General features: G+C 65.5%; 25 protein-coding genes. 16 read left to right on the top strand and 9 right to left on the bottom strand.

Features of this window, described 5'->3' with window-relative positions; all coding sequences use genetic code 11:
- The first annotated feature begins 12 nt into the window (after positions 1-12).
- A complete protein-coding gene (locus tag ASC78_RS08165; protein WP_055799060.1) occupies positions 13-810 on the top strand; it encodes an enoyl-CoA hydratase/isomerase family protein in 798 nt (265 codons plus the stop codon).
- Here ASC78_RS08165 and ASC78_RS08160 read toward each other — a convergent pair whose 3' ends face one another.
- On the bottom strand, positions 811-1,467 hold the full coding sequence (locus ASC78_RS08160) for a glutathione S-transferase (RefSeq protein ID WP_055799127.1): 657 nt from the start codon (positions 1,465-1,467) through the stop codon (positions 811-813).
- A gap of 115 nt (positions 1,468-1,582) precedes the next feature.
- Between ASC78_RS08160 and zigA the strand changes: the two genes are divergently transcribed.
- Complete coding sequence (zigA, locus tag ASC78_RS08155) at positions 1,583-2,776, top strand: zinc metallochaperone GTPase ZigA (protein WP_055799057.1); 1,194 nt, start codon at positions 1,583-1,585, stop codon at positions 2,774-2,776.
- 9 nt (positions 2,777-2,785) lie between these two features.
- On the opposite strand, the gene ASC78_RS08150 is transcribed toward zigA, so the two are convergent.
- Entirely contained in the window at positions 2,786-3,253 is a 468-nt protein-coding gene (locus tag ASC78_RS08150) for a Fur family transcriptional regulator (protein ID WP_055799054.1), read from the bottom strand.
- 109 nt (positions 3,254-3,362) lie between these two features.
- On the opposite strand from ASC78_RS08150, the gene ASC78_RS08145 reads away from it, so the two are divergent.
- From ASC78_RS08145 to ASC78_RS08110, 8 genes are all read left to right on the top strand, one after another.
- On the top strand, positions 3,363-4,028 hold the full coding sequence (locus ASC78_RS08145; protein ID WP_055799051.1) for an alpha/beta hydrolase: 666 nt from the start codon (positions 3,363-3,365) through the stop codon (positions 4,026-4,028).
- 47 nt (positions 4,029-4,075) lie between these two features.
- Complete coding sequence (locus ASC78_RS08140; RefSeq protein WP_055799048.1) at positions 4,076-4,387, top strand: putative quinol monooxygenase; 312 nt, start codon at positions 4,076-4,078, stop codon at positions 4,385-4,387.
- A gap of 161 nt (positions 4,388-4,548) precedes the next feature.
- Positions 4,549-6,105, top strand: coding sequence for a glutamate--cysteine ligase (gene gshA / locus ASC78_RS08135; RefSeq protein WP_055799045.1), 1,557 nt, complete (start codon positions 4,549-4,551; stop codon positions 6,103-6,105).
- A 187-nt stretch (positions 6,106-6,292) separates the two neighbouring features.
- Positions 6,293-6,673 carry a response regulator transcription factor gene (locus ASC78_RS08130; protein ID WP_055799043.1) on the top strand — a complete coding sequence of 127 codons (381 nt, stop codon included), beginning with the start codon at positions 6,293-6,295 and terminating at the stop codon, positions 6,671-6,673.
- A 105-nt stretch (positions 6,674-6,778) separates the two neighbouring features.
- Positions 6,779-7,705, top strand: a complete 927-nt coding sequence (locus ASC78_RS08125; protein WP_055799040.1) for an SDR family oxidoreductase — start codon at positions 6,779-6,781, stop codon at positions 7,703-7,705.
- 102 nt (positions 7,706-7,807) lie between these two features.
- Positions 7,808-8,236: a nuclear transport factor 2 family protein gene (locus tag ASC78_RS08120; RefSeq protein WP_055799035.1), complete on the top strand. Its 429-nt coding sequence runs from the start codon at positions 7,808-7,810 to the stop codon at positions 8,234-8,236.
- Complete coding sequence (locus tag ASC78_RS08115) at positions 8,226-8,690, top strand: MerR family transcriptional regulator (RefSeq protein ID WP_055799032.1); 465 nt, start codon at positions 8,226-8,228, stop codon at positions 8,688-8,690. The genes ASC78_RS08120 and ASC78_RS08115 overlap by 11 nt, the downstream gene beginning before the upstream one ends.
- A gap of 2 nt (positions 8,691-8,692) precedes the next feature.
- Entirely contained in the window at positions 8,693-9,829 is a 1,137-nt protein-coding gene (locus ASC78_RS08110) for an alpha/beta hydrolase (RefSeq protein ID WP_157634415.1), read from the top strand.
- On the opposite strand, the gene ASC78_RS08105 is transcribed toward ASC78_RS08110, so the two are convergent.
- The 3 genes from ASC78_RS08105 to ASC78_RS08095 form a co-directional block, all read right to left on the bottom strand.
- Positions 9,816-10,175, bottom strand: coding sequence for an HPF/RaiA family ribosome-associated protein (locus ASC78_RS08105; protein ID WP_055799027.1), 360 nt, complete (start codon positions 10,173-10,175; stop codon positions 9,816-9,818). The two genes, ASC78_RS08110 and ASC78_RS08105, sit on opposite strands and share 14 nt — an antisense overlap.
- 115 nt (positions 10,176-10,290) lie before the next feature.
- On the bottom strand, positions 10,291-10,719 hold the full coding sequence (locus tag ASC78_RS08100) for a CBS domain-containing protein (protein WP_055799024.1): 429 nt from the start codon (positions 10,717-10,719) through the stop codon (positions 10,291-10,293).
- 155 nt (positions 10,720-10,874) lie between these two features.
- Positions 10,875-11,474, bottom strand: coding sequence for a cell envelope protein SmpA (locus tag ASC78_RS08095; protein ID WP_055799021.1), 600 nt, complete (start codon positions 11,472-11,474; stop codon positions 10,875-10,877).
- Positions 11,475-11,680: 206 nt separating this feature from the next.
- Here ASC78_RS08095 and ylqF point away from each other — a divergent pair, with 206 nt between their 5' ends.
- On the top strand, positions 11,681-12,652 hold the full coding sequence (gene ylqF / locus ASC78_RS08090; RefSeq protein ID WP_055799020.1) for a ribosome biogenesis GTPase YlqF: 972 nt from the start codon (positions 11,681-11,683) through the stop codon (positions 12,650-12,652).
- An 11-nt stretch (positions 12,653-12,663) separates the two neighbouring features.
- On the opposite strand, the gene ASC78_RS08085 is transcribed toward ylqF, so the two are convergent.
- Positions 12,664-14,307 (bottom strand): DUF4139 domain-containing protein, encoded by a 1,644-nt coding sequence (locus tag ASC78_RS08085; protein ID WP_055799016.1) that lies wholly within the window; start codon positions 14,305-14,307, stop codon positions 12,664-12,666.
- A gap of 195 nt (positions 14,308-14,502) precedes the next feature.
- Between ASC78_RS08085 and ASC78_RS08080 the strand changes: the two genes are divergently transcribed.
- From ASC78_RS08080 to ASC78_RS08060, 5 genes are all read left to right on the top strand, one after another.
- Positions 14,503-14,922, top strand: a complete 420-nt coding sequence (locus ASC78_RS08080; RefSeq protein ID WP_055799013.1) for a PaaI family thioesterase — start codon at positions 14,503-14,505, stop codon at positions 14,920-14,922.
- Between the two features lie 156 nt (positions 14,923-15,078).
- Positions 15,079-16,281 (top strand): ammonium transporter, encoded by a 1,203-nt coding sequence (locus ASC78_RS08075; protein WP_055799009.1) that lies wholly within the window; start codon positions 15,079-15,081, stop codon positions 16,279-16,281.
- Positions 16,282-16,399: 118 nt separating this feature from the next.
- Positions 16,400-18,169, top strand: coding sequence for a DUF4214 domain-containing protein (locus ASC78_RS08070; protein ID WP_055799008.1), 1,770 nt, complete (start codon positions 16,400-16,402; stop codon positions 18,167-18,169).
- A 12-nt stretch (positions 18,170-18,181) separates the two neighbouring features.
- Entirely contained in the window at positions 18,182-19,912 is a 1,731-nt protein-coding gene (locus ASC78_RS08065) for a DUF4214 domain-containing protein (protein ID WP_055799005.1), read from the top strand.
- 133 nt (positions 19,913-20,045) lie between these two features.
- Complete coding sequence (locus ASC78_RS08060) at positions 20,046-20,981, top strand: succinylglutamate desuccinylase/aspartoacylase domain-containing protein (RefSeq protein WP_055799002.1); 936 nt, start codon at positions 20,046-20,048, stop codon at positions 20,979-20,981.
- An 84-nt stretch (positions 20,982-21,065) separates the two neighbouring features.
- Here ASC78_RS08060 and ASC78_RS08055 read toward each other — a convergent pair whose 3' ends face one another.
- Genes ASC78_RS08055 through ASC78_RS08045 form a run of 3 tightly spaced genes read right to left on the bottom strand, consistent with a single transcriptional unit; the run spans position 21,066 to position 24,384 of the window.
- On the bottom strand, positions 21,066-21,980 hold the full coding sequence (locus tag ASC78_RS08055; RefSeq protein ID WP_082517474.1) for a M23 family metallopeptidase: 915 nt from the start codon (positions 21,978-21,980) through the stop codon (positions 21,066-21,068).
- 41 nt (positions 21,981-22,021) lie between these two features.
- On the bottom strand, positions 22,022-22,558 hold the full coding sequence (locus tag ASC78_RS08050) for a pseudouridine synthase (RefSeq protein ID WP_055799122.1): 537 nt from the start codon (positions 22,556-22,558) through the stop codon (positions 22,022-22,024).
- Complete coding sequence (locus ASC78_RS08045) at positions 22,558-24,384, bottom strand: glutamine--tRNA ligase/YqeY domain fusion protein (protein WP_055798999.1); 1,827 nt, start codon at positions 24,382-24,384, stop codon at positions 22,558-22,560. The genes ASC78_RS08050 and ASC78_RS08045 overlap by 1 nt, the downstream gene beginning before the upstream one ends.
- Between the last annotated feature and the right edge of the window lie 97 nt (positions 24,385-24,481).

Raw genomic sequence — 24,481 nt, 5'->3', positions numbered from 1 at the left:
TGGAGACACGCCATGGACTACACCCGCTACCAGACCCTTGCCATCACCCGCCGCGGCATCGGCGATGCGGTGCTCGACATCCAGATGCGCGCGACCAACGGCAAGCTGCCCACGGCGGGCCATGACGGCCATCGCGAACTGGCCGAGATCTGGCGCGACGTGTCGGCCGACGACACGGTGCGCTGCGCTGTGCTGAGGGGCGAAGGGCTGGGCTTTTCGGGCGGCGGCGACCTGGGCATGGTGCAGGACATGACCACCGACGACGCAGTGCGCCAGCGCGTGTGGAAAGAAGCGCGCGACCTCGTCTACAACCTCATCAATTGCGACAAGCCCATCGTGAGCGCCATGCATGGTCCGGCCGTGGGCGCGGGACTGGTGGCAGGGCTGCTGGCGGACATCTCCGTTGCCAGCAAGGGCGCGAAGATCGTCGACGGCCACACCCGCCTGGGCGTAGCCGCGGGCGACCATGCAGCCATTGTCTGGCCGCTCTTGTGCGGCATGGCCAAGGCCAAGTACCACCTGCTGCTGTGCGAACCGGTGAGCGGCGAAGAGGCCGAGCGCATCGGTCTGGTCTCGCTCGCGGTGGACGAGGCCGACCTGCTGCCGCGCGCCTACGAAGTGGCCGACCGGCTCGCGGCCGGCAGCCAGAGCGCGATCCGCTTCACCAAGTACGCGCTCAACAACTGGCTGCGCCAAGCCGGGCCGACCTTTGATGCCTCTCTGGCGCTCGAATTCATGGGCTTTGCAGGTCCCGACGTGCGCGAAGGCGTCGCCTCGCTGCGCGAGCGGCGCGCGCCGAACTTCGGCTGATCAGGCCGGCGGATAGACGACGCCGATTTCGCCCGGCGTCCACGGCGCGTACTTCCGCATCGCACGCTCGAACAGCGGTGAAGCGGTCCAGCCCGTGAGCCAGACGTGCAGCAATGGCCAAGGCTGACTTTCGAACCATGCGGGATCGACCATTGCGAACTGCCGCACGAACGGCATGACGGCCGCATCCGCCAGCGAGGCCCGCGCGCCGAAAAGCTGCCCGGAGCCGGCGAGCCTCGCCTCCAACTGCAACAGGAACCGGCCGCCCGTCTCGCGCGCATCGGCGGACGAGCCCTCGAATCGAGCCGGGTATTTGTAGCGGTCGAGCTGCGGCTTGAAGTGGTCGTCGCACTCAGCCACGAGCGCGAGCATGTCTTCGAGCGTTCCAGCGTCGGGCTCCAGCCAGCGCAACGGATCGTTGCGGCGCAGTGCCCACAGCATGATGTCGAGACTCTGTTCCAGCACGGTGGCATTGGCCAGCACCAGCACGGGCACGGTGCCCTTGGGCGAAGCCGCGAGCATCTCGGCCGGCTTGTTCTTCAGCACCACTTCGCGCAGCTCGCAGCGCTCGCCGCTTGCGGCCACTGCCAGGCGCGCGCGCATTGCGTAGGGGCAGCGGCGAAAGCTGTAAAGAACGGGCAGGGTAGGGTGTTGCATCGCGCGCAAGAGTCTATGCCGGCCGGCACGGCAGTGGAAAGGCTGGTCCCCAACAAACGCAACATGGTTGCATTGGTTCCTATAATGCAATTCTGTTGCATATATAGCCATACCCATGACCGACCGCCTTCCCGTCACCGTGCTGTCCGGCTTTCTCGGCGCCGGCAAGACCACCCTGCTCAACCACATCCTGCACAACCGCGAGGGGCGCCGCGTGGCGGTCATCGTCAACGACATGAGCGAGGTCAACATCGACGCGGCCCTGGTGCGGGACGGTGGCGCCGAACTCTCGCGCACCGACGAGAAGCTGGTCGAGATGAGCAATGGCTGCATCTGCTGCACGCTGCGCGAAGACCTCCTCATAGAAGTTGGCAGGCTCGCGAAGGAAGGGCGCTTCGACCAGCTCGTGATCGAATCGACCGGCATTTCGGAGCCGCTGCCGGTGGCCGAGACCTTCACTTTCGCGGGCGAGGACGGCAAAAGCCTTGCCGACGTGGCCCGCCTGGACACCATGGTGACCGTGGTCGATGCCTTCAACTTCCTGCGCGACTACGGCTCGCCCGACAGCCTGGGCCAGCGCGGCCAGTCGCTCGGCGACGAAGACACCCGCACGGTGGTCGACCTGCTGATCGAGCAGGTCGAGTTCTGCGACGTGCTGGTGGTCAACAAGGCCGACCTTGTCACGGCCGAGGAGCGCGAGCGGCTGATGGCGATTCTGCGCAGCCTCAACCCGCGTGCGCGCATCGAGACTTCGGAGTTCGGTCGCGTCGCGCTCGACCGCGTGCTCGACACAGGCCTGTTCGATTTCGAGCAGGCCGAACGCGCACCCGGATGGCTGGCCGAACTGCGCGGCGAGCATGCGCCCGAGAGCGACACCTACGGCATCCGCAGCTTCGTCTACCGCGCACGGCTGCCATTCCATCCCCAGCGCTTCTGGGACTTGGTGCAGAGCGAGTGGGATGGCGTGGTGCGCTCCAAGGGATTCTTCTGGCTCGCGAGCCGCGCCACGCGGGCAGGCTCATGGTCGCAGGCCGGTGGTGCCTGCCGCTTTGGCGTGGCGGGTTTGTGGTGGGCCGCGGTTCCACGCGAGCACTGGCCTTCCGACGAGGAAGCACTGGAGGCCATTCGCAAGAACTGGGACCCGGCCACCGGGGACGCACGGCAGGAGCTCGTGCTGATTGGCATCCGCATGGACGAAGCCGGCTTGCGTGCGCGGCTCGATGCCTGCCTGCTGACTGAAAGCGAAATGCGCCACGGCGCACCGTGGTGGACCAACTTCCCCGATCCTTTTCCGTCCTGGAACGTATAGCCCCGGGCTTCAGCCCCTGCACTCCCCGCAGGTGCCGTGCAGCGTGAGCGCGGTATGGCGGGTGTCGATGCCTTGCTTGCGCAGCTCCCGCCCCAGCCGGCTCATCACCTTGGGCAGTTCGGGATCGGAGGGCAGCGCCAGCACCTTGTGGCACTGGTCGCATTCGAAGATGTTGCCCGACGCGGCTTCCACATGGCGCGAGAAGCGATTGACGCGGTCCGCGCCCACGCGGCGGTCGCACAGGCCCGCTTCGACCAGGCGATCGAGCACGCGGTAGATGGTCACGCGGTCAGGCGCCTCGCCGGCGGCGGCTGTGTAGGCGGCAACCACGTCGTCATGCGTGAGCGGCTGCGAGGCGCGCGCGAGCAGTTCCAACACCGTTTGTGCGGCGCGCGTCACGCGCAAGCCGCTGCTGCGCAGCAGGGTTTCACTGTCGAGCGCCGTAACGGCGAGAGGGGGCTTCGGATGCAGGCTCATGGGTTCTTCGCGGAACCGCCATTGTGTTGCATTCCGCGAGACCGCGCCCCGGCCGGCCCGAATGCGCTAAGGTCTGGTTTTTCGCGTCTCTGAATACCTTCTACCGACCATGTCCCGCTCCCCGATCGAAATCGAAACCGCTCCCCATCCCACCGCCACGGTGATCGTGATGCACGGCCTGGGTGCCGACGGAAACGACTTCGTGCCGATTGCCAACGAACTCGACCTGTCGAGCGTGGGCCCGGTTCGCTTCGTGTTCCCCAACGCCCCGGTTATCCCGGTCACCATCAACGGCGGCTACCAGATGCCGGCGTGGTACGACATTGCCGTGGCCGACCTGGCCGCGCGCGAGGACGAGGCGGGACTGCGCCGTTCGCAGGCCACCATCGAGACGCTCATCGCCAGCGAGAAGGCCCGCGGCATCGCGGCCGGCCGCATCGTGGTGGCGGGTTTTTCGCAAGGCTGTGCCATGGCGTTGATGACTGGGTTGCGCCATACCGAGCGGCTGGCCGGCATCGTCGGCCTGTCGGGCTACCTGCCCATTGCGGCCACCACCGCGGCCGAGCGGCATGCGGCCAACCACGAGACGCCGGTCTTCCTGGCTCACGGCCGGCAAGACCCGGTGGTGCCGCTCCAACGGGCGCTCCAGTCGCGCGACGCGCTCGTCGCGCTCGGCCATCCCGTCGAGTGGCACGAGTACACGATGGCGCATTCGGTCTGCATGGAGGAGATCGCCGACCTCAACCGGTTTCTTCTGCGCGTGCTGGCTTCCTGACGCGTTCGGCGCCTTCCCGCATTCGCGAAAAAGAAGGAGAAAGCAAGATGATCCTCGTCATCGGACACGCCATGGCGAAACCCGAGACCCTGCAAGCGATGCTGGCCATCAGCGTCGAGCATGTGCTGCGTTCGCGCACCGAACCCGGCTGCATCTCGCACGAGGTCAGCGCCGACATTCAGCAGCCGCTTCGGCTCAGCTTCGTCGAGCGCTGGAGCGACATGGCGGCGCTGAAGGCGCATTTTCGCGTCGAGGCTTCGCGCGCGTTTGCCAAGGCATTGGCCGGCATGGCCGATGGCATGCCGCAGATGTCGGTCTACCAGTCGGAAGAGATCGACCTGGCGGCGGGACGCGGCTGATCCTTTCAGCTTTGGATGAAATTTGCAGGCGAATCCGATGGAGTTTGCTATCAATACCGTAGCGCCTCGCAGCATAGCGGAAGCCGGGATTCCCTGCACCAGCAATGCCCGCGCCGCCGTGCTACCTTCCAGCCCCTCAGAGAACGACGGGTCATAACAATATGAGCAGCAGATTGCAGGAGAGGTTGGGTTCACTCTCAACCGCGCGGTTGAAGGGAATGCGGCGCGGCATCGAGAAGGAAAGCCTGCGCGCTCTCCCGGATGGCAAGCTTGCGCTCACGCCGCACCCGATCGCCTTGGGCTCGGCGCTGACCCACCCGCACATCACCACCGATTTCAGCGAGTCGCAGCTCGAGCTCATCACGGGCGTGCATGCGGGCGTCGAATCAGCACTCGAGGAACTGACCCGGGTGCACCAGTTCACCTACCACGTGCTCGATTCCCTCGGCGACGAACGGCTCTGGGTTTCGAGCATGCCCTGCGGCCTGCCGACCGACGAAACCATTCCGATCGGGCGCTACGGCTCGTCGAACGTCGGGCGCGCCAAGAGCGTGTACCGCATGGGCCTGAGCCACCGCTACGGCCGGCGCATGCAGACCATCTCGGGCATTCACTACAACTGGTCGCTGCCCGGCGTGTCGAGCGAACAGTATTTCGCGCTCATCCGCAATTTCCGCCGCCACGCCTTCCTGCTGCTGTACCTGTTCGGCGCATCGCCGGCGCTGTGTTCGAGCTTTGTCGCGGGCCGCCCGCACGAGCTGCAGCCGCTGGGCGAAGGCAGCATGTTCATGCCGCACGGCACCTCGCTGCGCATGGGCCGCCTCGGCTACCAGAGCGATGCGCAGGCCTCGCTGGCCGTGAGCTACAACAGCCTCGAAGGCTACGCCGCCTCGCTGCAGGACGCACTCACGCGGCCTTGGCCTGCCTACGAGGCCATCGGCATCCAGAACCTCGGCGGCGACTACAACCAGCTGGGCACCAGCCTGCTGCAGATCGAGAACGAGTTCTACGGCACCATCCGGCCCAAGCGCGTGATCAACCCCGGCGAGCGTCCGCTGCATGCGCTGCGCGAGCGCGGTGTCGAGTACGTCGAGGTGCGTCTGATGGATCTGGACCCCTTCGAACCGGTAGGCATCAACGCCCAGACGATGCGCTTCCTCGATGTGTTCCTGCTGCAGTGCCTTCTGAGCGACAGCCCAGCCGACACGCCGCAGGAAATTGCCGAACTGGCCCACAACCAGCACCTCACGGCCGCACGCGGGCGCGAGCCGGGCCTGCAGCTGCTGCGCGGAGGCCGCGAAGTGCCGTTGACCGGCTGGGGCGTGGAACTGGTCGAGCAATGCCTGCCCATTGCGGCCGCGCTCGATGCCGCGAACGGTGGCACGCAGCATGCCGACGCAGTGCGTGCGGCGCTTTCCGCCCTGCAGAACCCGGACAGCCTGCCTTCGGCGCGCGTTCTGGCTGCTGTCGACGAGAGGCACGGCAACTCGTTCATCGGCTTCGTGCGCGCGCAGTCCGAGCAGACCCGCGCCACGCTGCTGGCGCTGCCGTTCTCGGCCGAGCAGCAAGCCGAGTTCGAGCGCATGACCGAGGAGTCGATCCAGGAGCAGAAGCGCATCGAGGCCGCCGACACCATGCCCTTCGAGATCTACCGCGAGCAGTACGTGTCGCCGGCGCGACTGGGGCTCGGCCGCGGTCGGATGGCCGTCGCGGCCTGACGCTCGGCTGTCCTACGCGTCTCACCGGCACGCAGCCCGCCTGACGACAGCGGCGGGGGCCGATGGCCTACAGGCATTGGCCGGCATGACCCACTGCGGGCGCCGCGGCACCGGCGACGATGGAGGCCATGCACCCCGCAAGCTCAAGTTTTTTGACCCGGTCCGTGGGTGGGCCGGAAGTTTTGGTATGACTTTCAAGGCCTATCTCGTCGAGGACAGTGCCCTGATCCGTGAAAACCTCGTCGGGTTTCTTCACGACGTGGCCAACGCGGACGTGGTGGCATGCGCCAGCAGCGAGGAAGAGGCGGTGCGCTGGCTGCGCCAGCATCGCGACGACTGGGACCTGACCATCGTCGACCTGTTCCTGGAGCGCGGCAACGGCCTTGGCGTGATCAAGGCCTGCCGCAACCGCAAGGCCAAGCAGAAGGTGGTAGTGCTGAGCAACTACGCCACGGCCGACATGCGCCAACGCTCCGAACAGCTGGGCGCCGATGCCTTCTTCGACAAGTCGGCCGAACTCGACCAGCTGGTCGCTTATTGCGAAACCCTGCGTCACGCGCGCGACTGAGCTGGCGGCCGGCCCGCCGGGCCCGCGCGCTTTCTGAGGTAAAACGCCTCGCGGCCGCCATGGCCCGCACATTCCCATTCCCCAGCAAGGCAGCGAAAGCGACACATGAGCAACAGCACCATCGATTTCAAGGGCCGAGTGGCCATCGTTACCGGCGCGGGCGGCGGCCTGGGCCGCCAGCATGCGCTGGCCCTCGCGGCGCGCGGCGCCAAGGTGGTGGTGAATGACCTGGGCGGCACCGGCGACGGCTCCGGCGCCTCGGTGAGCGCGGCACAGGCCGTGGTCGACGAGATCAAGGCCGCGGGCGGGGAGGCCATGGCCAACGGCGCATCGGTAACCGACTTCGACGCGGTGGAGGCCATGGTGCAGCAGGCGGTCGATGCCTGGGGCCGGGTCGACATCCTGGTGAACAACGCCGGCATCCTGCGCGACAAGAGCTTCGCCAAGATGGAGCTGTCCGATTTCAAGCTGGTGATCGACGTGCACCTGATGGGCGCCGTGAACTGCACCAAGGCCGTCTGGGCCCTCATGAACGAGCAGAAATACGGCCGTATCGTCATGACGACCTCGTCGTCGGGCCTGTATGGCAACTTCGGCCAGAGCAACTACGGCGCCGCCAAGCTCGCACTGGTGGGGCTGATGCAAACGCTGAGCATCGAAGGCGCCAAGAATGACATCCGCGTCAATTGCCTGGCCCCGACGGCCGCCACCCGCATGACCGAAGGCCTGATGCCGCCGGAGGTTCTCGATGCGCTCAAGCCGGAAGCCGTGGTGCCCGCCATGCTGGTGCTGGCTTCCACGGACGCGCCGAACCGCACCATCCTCTGCGCGGGAGCCGGCACCTTCGAGGCCGCGCACATCACCCTGACGCAGGGCGCCTGGCTCGGCATCGGTCCGGACACGCCGGAGCAGCTGGCGGCGCGGCTCGCCGAGGTGACCTCGCGCGAGGGCGAGATCGTGCCGCAGAGCGGTACCGCCCAGGGCAGCAACGAGGTCGGCAAGGCCATGGTGGCAAACGCGAAAAAGGGTTGACGCACTGATCCTGTCCGTGGCGCTTGACCTGGAGTGCACTCGAGCATTTCCAATGAATCGACCGGGGCTTCCGGTTATTTCATTCCACGAGGACAAGCAGCCATGAACGCGACGACGACAGACAACAAGGCGCTGGTGCAGCGCATCCATGCCGAGCTGGACAAGGGGAACGGCCAGGTCTTCATCGACAGCCTGGCCGACGACGCCCGCTGGACGCTGGAAGGCACCACGCCGTGGTCGCGCACCTACGCGGGCAAGGCCGCCATTCGCGAAGAGCTGCTCAAGCCGCTGTTCGCGCAGTTCGCGGGCCCCTACGTGAGCAAGACGGAGCGCATCATTGCCGAGGACGACCGGGTGGTGGTGCTGTTCAGCGGGGACGTACCCACCAAGGCCGGCAAGCGCTACAACAACCGCTATTGCTACATCTATCGAATCGAAGGAGGCAAGGTGAAAGAACTGACCGAGTACTTTGACACCGCACTGGTTCAGGAGGCGCTCCAGGCGCCGTCCGCCATCGCCGATGCCGGTTGACGGCGGCGCGCCTTTTCACATCGGCGAACTCGCGAGCCGCACCGGACGCACGGTGCACGCCATTCGCTGGTACGAGGCGCAGGGCCTGGTGCCCGGCGTCTCGCGCGACCAGGGTGGCCGGCGTCTCTATGGCGAGATGCACGTCGGCTGGCTCGGCCTGATGGAGCGGCTGCGCCTGACCGGCATGTCGATTGCCGAGATGCGCGAATACACCGCGCTCGCGCTGCAGGGCAAGGCCACGCTGCCCGAGCGGCGCGCAATGCTCGCGGCGCATCGCGCGCGCGTGCTCGACACCCTCGGCGAATGGAAGCGTGCCTTGTCGCTGGTCGACCGAAAGATCGACTTCTATGACGAATGGATGCAGACCGGCCACCGGCCGCCGCTGATTCCGGCCGAAACACCCCGCGTCCGGGCGCTCGCGCCGAAACCGTCAAAACCACGGAAATCCCCATGACCATGACCATCGCCGAACTCGCCCCCATCCCGCTGCCCGCGGGCATCCGCTCGCGCCAGGTCGACAACGGCAACGGCCTGTCCATGCAGGTGCTCGAAGCCGGCTTCGACGCCCCGGGGCGCCCTTGCGTGCTGTTGCTGCACGGCTTTCCGGAGCTGGCCTATAGCTGGCGCAAGGTGATGTTGCCGCTGGCCGAGGCGGGCTTTCACGTGGTCGCACCCGATCAGCGCGGCTATGGCCGCACCACGGGCTGGCAGCAGGGCTACGAAGCCGGGCTGGACGAATTTCGCCTGCTCAATCTGGTACGGGATGCGGCGGGGCTCGTGTCCGCGCTGGGCCACCAGACGGCGGCCGTGGTGGGTCACGACTTCGGCTCGCCGGTGGCGGCCTGGTGCGCGTTGACTCGTCCGGACGTGTTCCGCTCGGTTGTATTGATGAGCGCGCCGTTTCCCGGCCCGCCGAACGCTGCGGCGACAGCCATGTTCGCGCAGGCCACCCTGCACCTGCTCGATGGCCTGGCCGCACTGCATCCGCCGCGCAAACACTACCAGTGGTACTACTCGGGGCCCGAGGCCGATGCCGACATGCGGCAGGCACCGCAAGGGCTGCATGCCTTCCTGCGCGGCTATTACCACCACAAGAGTGCCGACTGGCCGCAGAACCAGCCCTTCGCGCTGGCCGCAATGAGCGCGGACGAACTGGCTCGCCTGCCCACCTACTACGTGATGCGGGCCGACCAGACCATGGCCGAGACCGTGGCTGCAGAAATGCCCTCGGCCGAACAGATCGCCGCCTGCCGATGGCTGCCCGAAGAAGACCTGGCCGTGTACACCGCCGAATACGCGCGCACTGGCTTCCAGGGCGGATTGCAGTGGTATCGCTGCGGAACCGGCGGGGGCTACCTTCGGGAAATGCAGGCTTGGTCGGGACGCACGATCGACGTGCCCGTGTGCTTTATCGCGGGCCGCAGCGACTGGGGCGTGTTCCAGAAGCCGGGCGACTTCGAAGCCATGCAAGCGACGGCCTGCACGCAGCTGCGCGGCGTGCACTGGGTCGAGGGGGCGGGGCACTGGGTCCAGCAGGAGCAGCCCGCCGAAGTGAGCCGCCTGCTGCTGGATTTTCTGGCTACTCGGCGATAAAGCCAGCGTCCCTGCGGATCGATTCGCGGTCGCGGTGGTTGCTGAGACGGCCCAGCGTGTTGTCCAGCAGGCGCTTGAGTTTGTCCGCCGCGCCACGGAAGGCCTCGTCGAGGCTGGCGGCGTGTTGCGTAACCGCAAGCGGTTGGTGGTGGGCAAGGCGGGCTTCCATCACGCAGCACTTGTCGCCGCCGCCGGCCTTGTCGTGGTTCTCGTCGCTCAGATGCACCTCGACGCGTGTCACGTCCTCGACGAAACGGCCCAGTTGCTGCTTGATCTCGGTGTCGGCCCAGCGCTCCAGGGCGTCCTTGTTGTTGATGCCGTTGCTCGTGTTGACCTGAATCTGCATGCCATGTCCCTGCTGATGGATGAACGAGCCCCTACTGTGCGCCCGAAACGGTGACCGTGCGCGTAGGCGTGTTCCCCACCCCCGGACCGGCATGGTCCGGGACGGGGCACTTTTTTCAGCTCCGGATGTAACTGGTGAGCTGGTCGATCGTCTGCTCGTGCTCGCTGATGATGTCGTCCATCAGGTCCTGGATGGAGATCATGCCCACCACCTTGTCGCCGTCGACCACGGGCAAGTGGCGAAACTTGCGTTGGCTCATGAGCGACATGCAAGCCCGCGTGTGGGTCTGCGGAGTTACGGTCATCACGTCGGGCGTCATGATCTCGGAGACCTTCATCTCCTTGGAGTTCTTGCCCTGCAGCGCCACCTTGCGGGTGTAGTCGCGCTCGGAAAGAAAGCCCACCAGCCGGTCGCCGTCCATCACCATCAGCGCGCCCACCTCGAAGTGGGCCAGTGTGGCCAGCGCATCGAACACGCTGGTGTCCGGCGAGGTGCGCCAAGCCGCGGAATCGTGGCGCTTGAGCAGTTCGGAGACGGGTTTCATCGCGGTAACTCCATCAAAAAGTTTCGATTCGACCGACGCGTCCACGCGCCGCACTCGGTCAAATGATAGGGGCGATATCGGCGGAACCGCCCCCCGCGTTGCAAAAACCTCTAGGGGATTGCGCGCGTCACGCCGCCCGCGCGCCTCTTGGCAAACTAAGGTGTTGGCACCAGCACGCGGCTGAGTGCCACGGGGTTGCCCGCGACGGTCTTGACAAGACCCTTCTCGTCGAAGATGACCTGGTACTCCGACCAGCTGTCGCGCCAGTAGCGCCACGTGAGCGCGTCCAGGCTGGGGTTCTCGCCGGCCACTGGGTAGCCGATGGCCATCAGCACCTGTTCGCGCGTCATGCCGGGAGCCACCTTTCCGGCGACGATGGCGTCGCGGACGACGGGCGGGAACGCCGCCATCTTCTGCTTCGGGTCTTCGGCCACCACATAGCGCTTCGCGAAGTCGGCGAGCGTGATGTTGCGGCTGTAGTCGTTCTTGATGCGCTGGGGCTTGCCCGCAAGATCGGCCTCGAACCAGCGGAAGTCGTAGGCCGTGATGCGCGCCGGCGTGCCCACCGCCACGATGCTCGTGCCTTGCTCGTCGTAGTTGATGTCGCTGATTGAGCTGCCGTAGGTGCGCATGTTGCAACACAGGTAGCCGCTGATCATCGGGCCCTGGGGCGGCGAGGGGCGCTGCGCGTGAACGACGGTCGCAGGAAGGACGGTGGCTGCCAGCAGTGCGGCAGCGGCAAGGCGCTTGAACATGGATTTCCCTCAGTAGTTTTTGGCGATGGCTGCGGGTGCAGCGCGCGGATTCTAGGGGCCGGAAGCCTCCCAGGTGCAGGCAGAATGGGCATGCAGAGCTATGGAAAACATAGCGACGTGATCCAGTTCACATTCACGGCCGACAATGCGCACCCGGCCTTCGTGCCAACCCCTCCCAGACAAAGCGAAAGAAAGAGCATCCATCGATGGCGATCCAGTGGTTCCCCGGGCACATGTACACGACCCAGAAGGCCATCACCGAACGGGTGAAGGACATCGACGTGGTCATCGAGCTGCTCGACGCGCGTCTGCCGGGCTCCAGCGCCAACCCGATGCTGGCCGAGCTCACCGCGGGGCGGCCCTCGCTGAAGGTGCTCAACAAGCAGGACCTGGCCGACCCCGCACGCACGGCACTCTGGCTCGCGCACTACAACGCGCTGCCGGCCACGCGCGCCATACCGCTCGACGCAAGCCAGACCACGCCAGCGCAGGCCATCGTGCGCGCTTGCCACGAGCTCTCGCCCAACCGCGGCGGCATGGCCAAACCGATGCGCGTTCTGATCTGCGGCATTCCGAACGTCGGCAAGTCGACCCTCATCAACACCCTGACCGGCAGCCGCAAGGCCAAGACCGGCGACGAGGCCGGCATCACCAAGCTGGAGCAGCGCATCACGCTGGCCGATGACTTTTACCTGTGGGACACGCCCGGCATGCTGTGGCCACGCATCGTGGTGCCCAAGAGCGGCTACAACCTTGCGGCCAGCGGCGCCGTGGGGCGCAATGCCTTCGACGAGGAAGAAGTGGCGCTGGAGCTGCTCAACTACCTGAAGGCAAACTACGCGGAGGGAATCACCGCGCGCTTCAAGCTGGCAGAGCACGACGCCGCCGCCATCGCCGCCATGAAGGACGAAGAGGTGCTCGACGCCATTGGCCGCAAGCGCGGCGCGCTGCTGGGCAAGGGCCGCGTCAACCTGCAGAAGGCGGCCGAGATCGTGATGCACGAGTTTCGCGCCGGCAACCTCGGGCGCGTCACGCTCGAGACGCCTGAAGAGTTCACGCAATGGCTGGCCGAGGGCCAGCGCATCGATGCGGAACGCGCGGCCAAGAAGGCGGCTCGCGGAAAGAAGCGCAAGCCGGGCGCCGAGCCCGCCGAAGGCCAGATGCCCGAGCCGCGCTGAATTGCGCGCGCTCAGCGCATCTGCAGCCGAGCGTCCTTCGGGTAGCTGATGGTGTAGTCGGCCGCCACGCGCGCGGTCTTGCCCGCGTCCAGGTCGAAGCTCCACATCGCGAGGCCGGGCCGCTTGTTCCAGGCCAGTTCGCCAGGCTGCGGCGAGAACTGCGTGGCCACGCGCACCTGCTCGTCGACCGACACCGGCGCGGCCTCCAGCACTTGCACCGCGATGGGCGTGCGGTGGCGGTTCTCGACCACGTAGGCACGCTGTACCTTGCGCTCGGCGCGGGAGCCGACGAACCCGCCCGTGCCCTGGCTGTCCTGCTCGGGCTCGGCTTGTACGCGCACCAACTCGTCGCGGCCGAAGGAGAGCGTGAGCTTTGCATCGCTGGCCGCGTTCCAGCGGCCGCTGCCCACGAAGTTGCCGTCGCGGTAAAGCTGCAACGCACCGGCCGGCCACACGCCCGCCGGCTGGGCGAGTTCGGCGATCAGGAAAGCGCTAGCGTCCACGCGGGGGCTGGTGCGCGCGGCAAGTTTTGCCGTGTCTTCGTGCTGGCCCAGCGCCAGCGTCACGCGCTGACCGTTGGAAGGCACGTCGATGCTCTGCGGCACCGCGAATTCGGTGGCAAAGCTGTTGTCGAACACGTTCACGTCGAAGAGCGGCTCCGAAGCCTCGGCCATCACACGCTTGTCGGCCGATGCCAAGGGAGCCGGCGCCGCCATCATGGCGGCCGGGGCCGGGCTCGCCGGCGCACGCTGTGGCGGCTCGATGCCGATGCGCCATGCGCCGGGCGTGCGGCCGGTGGTTTCGCGGCGCGGCTGGCCGGTGGAAAGCACCAGCTTCACGCCGCGCCAGTCTTCGCCCGTGGCCTGCGCCACCAGGGCCTGGCGTTCAATGCGCACCTTGCGCGTGGCGGTGTCGAGCAGCGCGCGATACGTGGGGGTCCAGCCGGGGCCGTTGACCTGGTAGCTGAGCTTCACGTCGGCATCGGCGCTGGCGGCCAGGGTGACGGTCACGGCCACCACCTGCGCGCCATTCCCTTGCGTGCGCGTGCGCTCGGCCAGCAGCGGGTTGAGCTGGCGGTCGAGGTCGGTTTGCCTGCGCTGGATCTGGTGCTGCTTCAGCAGCGACTCTTGCCCGGTGCGGCGCATCGCGTCAGTCATTGCGGCAAGGTTGCGTACGTCCAACGGCGCGCGCGCGCCATGGGCCGATTCGCCACCCCCGCCCGAAAGGCCCTTGAGATAACCCGTCACCATGCCGAGCGCGTCGTTCTCGGCCTGGAGCGCGGCCTTCTGGTCTTCGAGCTCGCGGATGCGGCCGTCGAGCGCGCTGGTGGCGCAGCGAGCCGAGAGCTCGCGCGGTTCGCTGAGCACCGAGGTCTCGCCCACGCGCACCGATGCCCCGGCCGAAACCTGAAGGCTCTGCACATCCAGCCCCGCGGGAAGGCAGGCGAAAGTGACGGATCGGCTGCCAGCCGCTACGCGCGCGACGCGCTCCACCGTCGCACTGCCTGGATAGACCTTCACCTGGGTGATGCGCGATGGATCCGCGGCGGAGGAGGTCTGCGCTTGAGCGCCGGCGGCAAAAATCAGCCAGGCCGCGGCGACGAAGGTGGCGCGCAGGTCGGCAGAAAAGAAGAAAGAGGAAGAGCTTGTTTTCATCGGAGCCTCGGTAGTGGATCGTTCCTCCACTCATACGGCGGGCCTCGGCGACCGGGGTTAAGCCTCCGCAAAAAAAGTGCGCTGTCGCCTCGGCAACTGGCCGGGCGTTGCGCGTCGCGGGCGCGACGGCCTGCAGCGGGGCCGCTTCGTAGAGTGGCTTTTTCGACGCTTCATCCTTCTTCGTGAAAGACCGCCATGCTCGACACCCTCCAGGCCATCAACAAGACTGCCGCCTTCAATCGCTGGGCCGGCTTCGAAGTGACCCGCGCCGCTGACGGCGAAGCCGAACTGCGCATGGCGTGGCGCGAAGAAGACATGGGCCAGTACGCCGGTTTCCTTCACGCGGGGCTTATCGGCGCCATGCTCGACACCGCCTGCGGCTTCGCGGCTGCCACGGTGGCGGGACGGGTGCTAGCCTCGCATTTCTCGGTCAACTGCCTCTCGCCCGCGCTGGGCCGCGCCTTCATTGCACGCGGCAAGGTAGTGAAGGCCGGGCGCAAGCAGGTGTTTGCGACCGCCGAGCTCTATGGCCAGGGCGAGGGCGACAGTCTCAAGCTCGTGGCGACGGGGAGCGCCATCCTGGTTCCGGTGGAAGAAGCGCCGCCGGCGAAGTAGCCCCCGATTCGGTGCGGTTTGAGCAGGGAGAGCCCGCTTTCGGACCTCCGTGCACCATCAAAGAGCTTTTGGGCACCATTTTTGCTTCCTTGGCGCGCTGACCCGAGCAATTCGGGTGCACGCACCAATTCAAACCAAAAACTTGAAGAAGCTTCAATGGACGCACTCAAACAGGGCGCAGACGCGCTGTTCATCCTTCTCGGCGCCATCATGGTCTTGGCCATGCACGCCGGTTTCGCCTTTCTCGAGCTTGGCACCGTTCGCAAGAAGAACCAGGTCAATGCGCTGGTCAAGATCCTGGTTGACTTCTCCGTCTCGACCATCGTGTACTTTGTGGTCGGGTATGGCGTGGCGTACGGCACCCACTTCTTCGTGGGCGCCACCGAGCTTGCGGCCAAGAGCGGCTATGAGCTGGTGAAGTTCTTCTTCCTCTTGACCTTTGCAGCGGCCATTCCGGCCATCATCTCGGGCGGTATCGCGGAGCGCGCCAAGTTCTGGCCGCAGCTGATCGCCACGGCGGTCATCGTCGGAATCATCTATCCGCTGTACGAGGGCATTGCCTGGAACAAGGCTTTCGGCATCCAGGCGTGGATCGCCTCGGCCACCGGCAGCGAGTTCCATGACTTCGCGGGTTCGGTGGTGGTGCATGCGGTGGGAGGCTGGCTCGCGCTGCCCGCGGTGCTGCTGCTTGGCGCGCGTCGCAACCGCTACCGCGGCGACGGTTCGCTGAGCGCGCATCCGCCGTCGAACATCCCCTTTCTGGCGTTGGGTGCCTGGGTGCTGTGCGTGGGCTGGTTCGGCTTCAACGTGATGAGCGCGCAGAGCATCGACAAGATATCGGGCCTCGTCGCCGTCAATTCGCTCATGGCGATGGTGGGCGGCACCTTGGTCGCGCTGGCGCTCGGCAAGAACGACCCGGGCTTCGTCTACAACGGTCCCCTCGCCGGGCTGGTGGCTGTGTGCGCCGGCTCCGACCTGATGCATCCGTTGGGCGCCCTGGTGGTCGGCGGGATCGCCGGCGCCATCTTCGTCGTCATGTTCACGCTCACGCAGAACAAATGGAAGATCGACGACGTGCTTGGGGTGTGGCCGCTGCACGGCCTGTGCGGCACCTGGGGCGGCATCGCGGCCGGCATCTTCGGCTCGCAGGCGCTGGGCGGCATCGGCGGGGTGAGCGTGTGGGCGCAACTCATCGGCACCTTGATGGGTGTGGCCTGGGCTGCCCTGGCGGGGGCGGCGGTGTACGGCGCGCTCAAGGCCACGATGGGGCTGCGGCTCACGCAGGAAGAGGAATATGACGGGGCGGACCTGTCAATCCACCATATTTCGGCTACGCCGGAGCGTGAGGTGAATTGGTAAAAGCCAACGGTGTGTCGGGTTGCATGGCCTTGAGCTGGGCCACAATGGCTGATCCGTCGCTCCTTTGGCGAGGTTCGTGGCGGGTCATACAAACAAGTCAATTGAACAGGGAGAGAACATGGCAATTCTGACGGGCACAGAGAACCCCGATATCCTGACAGGGACCGGCGAGGCCGACACGATCCACGGTCTCGGCGGCGCTGACATCATCTACGGGAGAGCAGGAGACGACGCCCTCTACGGTGATGCCGGAGACGACAATCTTTATGGCGAAGATGGCAACGACGTCATAGATGGAGGCGGCGGATACGACTACATCTCGGGCGGTGCCGGCAATGACGTTCTTCGCAGCAGTGCTATCGGGGCCGCCAACTCCGCTGTCATAGATGGCGGTGATGGCGACGACATCATCACTGGCACTGCTGGCCAGGAAGCTTTGATAGGCGGAGCTGGCAACGACACGATCACCGCTCTATCCAGCTATGGCAGCGTCACTGGCGGGCCGGGCGCGGATGTGCTGCGTTCGACAGGTAGCTTTGCCATCAACATGATGTTCGTTGACTACTCCAACGATCCGAGTGGCGTGCGTGTCGATCTCATCTCCGGGACCGCAATCGATGGGTGGGGTAATGTCGATTCGATTTCCGGATTTCGCAACATTTCCGGTTCGGCTTACAACGATATTCTGCTGGGCAACCAAAGTGGGGCGTCGTACATTTCGGGCGCAGGGGGCAACGATTTGATTATGGGGGGCGGCGGCAACGACACGCTCTACGGTGGTTTCGGAAACGATTTCGTCGATGGTGGCGACGCATCGCGAGGTAGCAGCACCGGTTCGACCGGGACCGTGTACAGGCTCTATCGAGCCGCGTTAAACCGCGAACCCGATCTGAAAGGGCTGGAGGACTGGAGCCGCGCAGTCGATTTCGGCCGGACCCCAGAATCGGTGGCCGCAGACTTTTTGTCCTCCAGCGAATTCCAGAAGACCTATGGCGGTTTGGACAACACGGCTTTCGTCACGCTGCTCTATCAGAACGTGCTGCACCGCGCACCCGATGCGAACGGTCTTTCGAACTGGGTGAATTCGCTTGATGCCGGAAATTCGCGCGCAAGCGTGTTGCTTGGTTTTTCGCAATCCTCTGAATTCAAGACCACTACGGCGTTCGAGCAGGGAATTTTCTTGACCTCGTATACCAACGAGCACGAGGGAACGGTGTTTCGGCTGTATCAAGCAGCCCTTGGCCGCGCACCGGATGCGAATGGCTTTAACGGCTGGACCAAAGTGTTGGACGACCATCGCAGCACCATTGTCGAAGTGGCTCAATCCTTCGTGAACTCCAGCGAGTTCCGAACGAAGTACGGCAATCTGGATAACACCCAATTCGTGACACAGCTCTACGCCAATGTTCTTGGGCGGGCTCCCGATGCAGAAGGGCTTGCTGGATGGGTGGGTGTTCTCAACGCCGGATCGAGTCGCGCGCAAGTGCTGGAGGGCTTCGCCGAGTCGGGCGAACTCCGCGCAAAATCGATAAGCGGGTTTCGAACCTTCAAGGCGCAGCAGTCCTATGGACATGACTATATCGAAGGCGGACCGGGCAATGACGTTCTAGTTGGCGGTTCTGGGGCGGACACATTCAACTTCAACTACTTCGACCCGATTTTTACGGGTGCGGGCGTGCCGCTTTCCGATCACATCTACGGCTTTGAGAATATCGACACCCTGCGGCTGGGCGGATACGGTTTCCAAACTGCCAATGACGTGTTCGCCGCAATGCAGCAACACGGTAGCGATGTGGTGCTGACGCTGTCGCCAAGCAACACGGTCACCATCCACAACACCACGATGGGTCAGGTGTCGCAGGCTGGCATTCTGTTGGCGAGCTTTTGAGGGGGGAAAACCATGCCAGTTCTGACCGGCACGGACGGCAAGGATCTTCTGCAGGGCACCGAGGGGGATGACACGATCGATGGCCTCAGGGGCGATGACCTCATCTTCGGCAACGGTGGCAACGACACGATCAATGGCGGATGGGGCAACGACTACGTTTTGGGCGGAGTCGGTGACGACATTATTCGCGGAGGCGGAGGCACTGATCCCTACGCCCCACTCGATTTCTCCCTTCCTCAAGACCGCGGGTCGAAGTACTTCTTCGGCGAGGAAGGCAATGACACTCTCTATGGGGGAGTAGGCAACGACTACCTGCTGGGTGGCATCGGCGACGACACCATCATCACCCAATCTTCTTCCGGCTACGTGGTTGGCGGACCAGGCGCCGACGTTCTGCACCACGTCGGATTTGCGTCCGATGGCATGTATCTCGAGTACGGCGAGGACGCTGGGGGCGTGAGCGTGGACCTCCTCGCCGGCAGGGCGGTCGATGGCTGGGGCGACATCGATAGCGTCTCGGGTTTTATCGCAGTGGACGGCTCCCTTTTCGACGATGTTCTCATCGGAGGGGCCTGGCTGAACGGTAGCGCCGGTAACGATGTACTGATTTCGTCCTTCAGCAATGCCACACTGCTTGGCGGTCCTGGCGACGACCGACTGGATGCCTCCGGCTTCGGCAGCAATGACAGTGTTTCCACGGGGGCTATCTACAGGCTCTACCGTGCGGCGCTGAACCGCGAGCCAGACGTGTCGGGGATGGAGCATTGGCGCCGGGCTATGGATCGCGGGTTCTCCGCGGAATCAGTGGCTGACGGCTTCCTGTCTTCTTCCGAATTCCAGACGACGTACGGTGCACTGGACAACAGGACGTTCGTGGCGCTGCTCTACCGGAACGTGTTGCACCGAGAGCCCGACGCCGGAGGCTTGTCGAGTTGGGTTGCCTCGCTGGATGCGGGCGCTTCGCGCGCAGGCGTCCTGCTGGGTTTTTCGGCGTCCGCCGAGTTCCAGGCAAGCACCGCGCTCGACCAGGAGATGTTCCTGAACTCGAAGTACGGCAACGCACATCGGGGCGAGGTCTACCGGCTCTATCAGGCTGCGTTCGATCGTGCGCCCGACGTGGGCGGCTATGCCGCCTGGGTCGCGTTGCTGGACAGCGGCAAGAGCAGCCTTGGCGAAATCGCCCAGGCCTTCACGAACTCGAGCGAGTTCCAGTCCATGTATAAAAACCTGGACAACACCCAGTTCGTGACACAGCTCTATGCCAACGTGCTAGATCGCGCGCCGGAGCCCGCTGGGCTAGCCGGCTGGGTCGGTGCCCTCGGTGCCGGCGCAAGTCGGGCCGACGTGCTGAGGGGCTTCTCCGAGTCTTCCGAACTCCGCACGAACTCTTTGCCCGGCATGAGAGTCTGGCTAGAACAGTCGTCGGGCCACAGCACGATTGTCGGCGGGCCCGGCAGCGATGTGCTGATAGGAGGTGCCGGCGCCGACACCTTCGACTTCTACAGCTTCGACGCGCAGCAATCGGACGCCCCCACGGTGGATCACGTCTACGGCTTCGAGAGCACCGATACCCTGGGGTTTCGCGGCAGTTTTTCGTTTGCCAGTATGAGCGACGTGTATGCCATGTTCCAGCAGCAGGGCACGGACGTCGTGATGTCGCTTTCCCCGACAAGCACCGTCACGTTTCACAACACAACGCTGACGCAAGTGACTCAGGCAGGTTTCGCGTTCGGGCCATTCTGACCTCACGGTTCAGTCAGTCGATAGCGGACGGTGTGCCGGCGGGCGCCTCGTTCTGCACGAATGCCCACCATGTAGCAGACTCAGACCCTCCGGTTCGGTTCAGCACATCTTCAAACGCACGCTCGCCCGCCTCATGACGCAATCCCCCCCCGTCCTCGAAGTCCTCCCACGCGACCTCTCCGCCTACCGCAAGGGCAACATCGGCATCGACTACGTGCACCGCTTCGAGTCCGGCAAGCCTGGCCCGCACGTGCTGATCAACGCACTCACGCACGGCAACGAAATCTGCGGCATGACCGCCGCCACGCACCTGCTCGACACCAACGTGCGCCCCAAGATCGGCACGCTCACCGTGAGCTTTGCCAACGTGGAAGCGTACGAGTCCTTCGACAAGGCGCTGCCCTTTGACAGCCGGCAGCTGGTGCACAACCTCAACCGCATCTGGTCGGCCGAATGGCTCGACGGCACCGAGGACAGCCCCGAACTGCGCCGCGCCCGCGTGCTACGGCCGGTGGTGAGCGCGGCCGACCATATCCTCGACATTCACTCCACCAGCCAGCCCGTGATTCCGTTCTGGGTGTACCCTGCCTACGACCGCAATGCAGAAGCGGCGCTGGCCATCGGCCGCCCCTCGGTGCACCTGGTCATGCCCGACGGCCTGGGCTCCGGCACGCCATTGATCCAGCACGGCCGCCATGGCCTGCCCGAAGGCAAGGGCGTGGCGCTGGTGGCCGAATGCGGCCAGCACTTTCTGCGCTCGGCCTCCGAGCTGGCCACCGCCATCTCGCTCGATTTTCTGGCGCACTTCGGCCTCATCGACAAGGACCCGGCCGTGCCCGCGCCCGGTCCGCAACGCCGCTTCGAGTTGCTGCAGACGCACGTCATCAAGTCGGAAGACTTTGCGTTCGTGCGCCCGCTGATCGGCTTCGAGACCTTTGCCAAGGGCGAACTCATCGCCACCAACGGCCCGGACGAGATCCGCGCGCCTTGCGACGATTGCACGATCTTCATGCCCGCACAGCGGGTGATCGTGGGGCGCGAGGCGGTGTATTTGACGAAGCCGCTCTGAGGTCGGCCGGCAGAAAGAGCCTGTTCGAGGCAATTGAGGCGGCGACGATTTCAGGTGTGGATGCGTCGCCGATGTCGAGTCTTCTCAACCCGCAATGAATAGCGCCGGATCCACCATCGCGCGATTGAGCATCACAGACCAGTGCAGATGCGGCCCGGTCACGCGCCCGGTGGCGCCCACGGCCGCGAGCTGCTCACCGGTCTTCAGCACATCGCCTACCTTCACATCCATCCGGCTCAGGTGGCAATACATCGTGAGCAGACCGCCGCCGTGGTCGAGCCACACGGTGCCGCCGTTAAAGAAATAGTCGCCCGTGTCGATCACCCGCCCCGGCAGCGGCGCCAGCACCGGCGTGCCCGTGCCCGCGGCAATGTCCATGCCGCTGTGCGGATTGCGCGACTGGCCGTTGAACACGCGGCGCAGACCGAACGAACTGGAGCGGCGGCCCGGCACGGGGACGCGCATCTGCAGCGAGGCATCGGGCCGCAGGTCGGTGAACGTGGCCATGACGGTGGCCAGGTGCGCGCGTTCGCGTTCGTAGCGTGCTTCGTCTTCGGGCGACAGGTCGACCGTGCGCGGTGGCACCGTGAGGCGTTGCTCGCGGTACTGCTTGGGGGCTACGGTGTAGGCCACCTGTTTGTCGGCGCCGCTCTCGGAGCGCACAACGATGCTTGCGTCGCCTGGCGTGGCGGCGAGCGGAATGCCCACGAGCGCTGTCCATTCGATGGCGTCGCCCAGCACGAGCAATGGCACATTGCCTGAAAAGGCGGCCGGTCGTTTGGCGCTCGGACCGAGCGACAGGCGTGCTACGCCGCCCGGCACCTGGGACGCTTGTGGCCAGACGTCGGGCCGCTGTTGCTTCGGCTTCGCAGGGGGCGCGGCACTGACGTGCGTTGCAGCGGGCAGCGCCAGCAGGCTCAGCGTGCCCAGCAATGCGCGGCGGCGATTCAGCAGAGCGGTCGAGAGGAGGTCGGGAAAATGGTATCGGTTGCTGCGCATAAAGGGTCGAACGAATGAAGGTGTGTCGTGGCGCTGCTGCGCTACTCCAGCCAGGTCCCCGGCGCCAATCCGTCCAGCGTGTGCGGCCCGATGGCAGCGCGAATCAGGCGCAGGGTGGGAAGCCCCACGGCGGCGGTCATGCGCCGCACCTGGCGGTTGCGGCCTTCGCTGATCGCCAGTTCCAGCCATGCGGTCGGAATGCTCTTGCGTTCGCGAATGGGCGGTTGCCGTGCCCACACATCGGGCGGTGGATCGAGCAGACGCGCACGAGCCGGGCGCGTGAGGCCGTCGTTGAGCTGCACGCCTTGGCGCAAGGCGGCAAGCGCCTCTTCAGTGGGCACGCCTTCCACCTGCACCCAGTAGGTTTTCTCCATCTTGAAGCGCGGATCAGCGATGCGCGCCTGGAGCTGGCCATCGTTGGTGAGCAGCAGCAGGCCCTCGCTGTCGGCATCGAGGCGGCCGGCGACATAGACACCGGGGATGTCGATGAAGTCTTTCAGCCCGCGCCAGCGGCCCTCGGGCGTGAACTGGCTGAGCACGCCGTAGGGCTTGTTGAAGCGGATCAGGCGGGAAGGGATTACTTGCCCCAGCTGTCCCGCATGCCCGCGGCGCGATTGAACACCCGCTTGCCGTCTGCACCAGCCTTCGCGTCGAGCACGAAGTACCCATGCCGCTCGAACTGAAATGCCGCGCCATCCTGGGCCTTGGCCAGTGAGGGCTCGGCGTACGCAGTGCAAACTTCCAGGCTCTGCTTGTTCAGTTCGTCCATCAACTCTCCGCTACCCGGATTCGCCGCCGCAAACAGCCGCTCATACAGGCGCACCTCGGCCTGCACCGCATCAGCCGCGGCCACCCAGGTGATGTTGCCCTTCACCTTGATGGCGTCCGCGCCGGGTGTGCCGCTCTTGGTGTCGGGCACCAGCGTGGCCTGCACTTCGATGAGCTTGCCGTTCGCGTCCTTGGTACCGCCGGTGCATTCGATGACGTGGCCGTATTTCAGCCGCACCTTGTTGCCCGGGAACAGGCGGAAGAAGCCCTTGGGCTGCACTTCTTCGTAGTCGGTGCGTTCGATCCACACCTCGCGGCCGAGCTTGAACTCGCGCTTGCCCATCTCGGGGTGGTGCGGGTGCACGGGGGCGGAGCAGTCGTCGAGGACGCTTTCATCCTTGTTGGGGCCGCCCATCAGCTCGCCCCAGTTGGTAATCACCAGCTTGACGGGGTCGAGCACGGCCATGGCGCGGGGCGCCGTGGGGTCGAGCGTGTCGCGCAGCGCGGCCTCCAGGCTGGCGTAGTCGATCCAGCCGCCGGACTTGGTGGTGCCGCTGCGTTCGCAGAACAGGCGCAGCGCCTCGGGCGTATAGCCGCGGCGGCGCAGGCCGGCCAGCGTGGGCATGCGGGGGTCGTCCCAGCCGTCGACGTGCTTTTCTTCGACCAGCTGGCGCAGTTTGCGTTTGCTGGTGAGAACGTGCGTCACGTTCAGCCGCGCGAATTCATACTGGCGCGGATGCGGGCTGGCGATGAGGCCGCCTTCGGCCAAACGGTCGAGCAGCCAGTCGTAGAAGGGGCGCTGGTCTTCGAACTCCAGCGTGCAGATGGAATGGGTGATCTGCTCCAGCGCGTCTTCGATGGGATGCGCAAAGGTGTACATCGGGTAGATGCACCACTTGTCGCCGGTGTTGTGGTGAGTAGCCCGGCGCACGCGGTACAGCGCGGGGTCGCGCATGTTGATGTTGGTGCTGGCCATGTCGATCTTGGCGCGCAGGATGGCGGCGCCGTCTGCCACCTGGCCATCGCGCATTGCGCGGAAGCGCTCAAGGTTTTCGTCGGGCGTGCGGCTGCGAAAGGGGCTGTCGGTGCCGGGCGTGTTGAAGTCGCCGCGGTTGGCGCGAACTTCTTCGGCCGTCTGTTCGTCCACGTAGGCAAGGCCGGCGCCGATCAGGTACTCGGCGGCGCGGTACATGAAGTCGAAGTAGTCGCTCGCGAAGTATTCGTGCGGCTGCAGGGTGCCTGGCGCGCTGGGCCGGTCGGCCAGGTAGGTTTCGTAGCCGAGCCACTGGACGGCATCGCGGATGGAATCGACGTATTCCTGCTCTTCCTTCTCGGGGTTGGTGTCGTCGAAACGGAGGTGGCACACGCCGCCGTACTCCCGGGCCAGCTCGAAATTGAGCCAGATGCTCTTGGCATGGCCGATGTGCAGGTAGCCGTTGGGCTCGGGCGGAAAGCGCATGCGCACCTTGGCGGGGTCGGGCATGCCCTGGGCGTGATGGGCGGCGTCGCCGGGGGAGCCACCCCATTTGCGGCCAGAATAGGCCCCCTGCGCAAGGTCGTTCTCGATCACGTGGCGCAGGAAATTACTCGGTGCAGCGGCCGTTTTCGCGCTGTCTTTGTCGGTCGGGGAGGTCATTGCGGCATTCTAGAGTGCACCCCCTGGCGGTTACGTTTTGCAACGTTCTTCACATTGCGGCGGGCAACCGCTTTGCATTTGGCGCGTTCAATACCTA

The sequence above is a fragment of the Variovorax sp. Root318D1 genome (assembly GCF_001424835.1).
Lineage (GTDB): Bacteria > Pseudomonadota > Gammaproteobacteria > Burkholderiales > Burkholderiaceae_C > Variovorax.
This window is presented reverse-complemented; position numbering and strand designations above follow the sequence as displayed.